Source organism: Streptomyces viridochromogenes (assembly GCF_001270495.1).
In the GTDB taxonomy this organism is placed as follows: domain Bacteria; phylum Actinomycetota; class Actinomycetes; order Streptomycetales; family Streptomycetaceae; genus Streptomyces; species Streptomyces viridochromogenes_A.
In genome coordinates, this window is the sequence record NZ_LGUR01000087.1 from 1 (window position 1) to 748 (window position 748).

A 748-nucleotide genomic window follows, 5' to 3' on the forward strand; every position below is an offset into this window, starting at 1 on the left:
TGTCGGCCAGGGCCTTGACCCGGGCCTTGAGGGCGTCCGCGTCGTAGGTCGGCTTGAGCGTCTCGGCGATGACGTCCGCGACCTCGGCGAAGTCCTCGGCGGTGAAGCCGCGGGTGGCCAGGGCCGGGGTGCCGATGCGTAGGCCCGAGGTGACCATGGGCGGGCGCGGGTCGTCGGGGACGGCGTTGCGGTTGACGGTGATGCCGACCTCGTGGAGCCGGTCCTCGGCCTGCTGGCCGTCCAGCTCCGACTCGCGCAGGTCGACCAGGATCAGGTGCACGTCCGTGCCGCCGGACAGGACGTTGACACCGGCCTCACGGGCGTCGGCGGCCGTCAGCCGCTCGGCGAGGATGCGGGCGCCGTCGACCGTGCGGCGCTGGCGCTCCTTGAACTCCTCGCTCGCGGCGACCTTGAAGGAGACCGCCTTGGCCGCGATCACATGCTCCAGGGGGCCGCCCTGGAAGCCCGGGAAGACGGACGAGTTCAGCTTCTTCGCGAAGTCCTTCTTCGCGAGGATGATGCCGCCGCGCGGGCCGCCGAGGGTCTTGTGGGTGGTGGACGTGACCACGTCGGCGTACTCGACGGGGTTGGGGTGCAGCCCGGCCGCGACCAGGCCGGCGAAGTGCGCCATGTCGACCCACAGGTACGCCTCGACCTCGTCGGCGATCCGGCGGAACTCGGCGAAGTCCAGCCGGCGCGGGTACGCCGACCAGCCCGCGATGATCACCTTCGGGCGGTGCTCCTTGGC

Annotated in this window: 1 protein-coding gene; it reads right to left on the minus strand. The window is 71.8% G+C overall.

Annotation, left to right across the window (positions count from 1 at the left end):
• On the minus strand, positions 1-748 hold a 748-nt coding region (gene glyA / locus ADK36_RS10045), incomplete at both ends, for a serine hydroxymethyltransferase (RefSeq protein ID WP_159391105.1).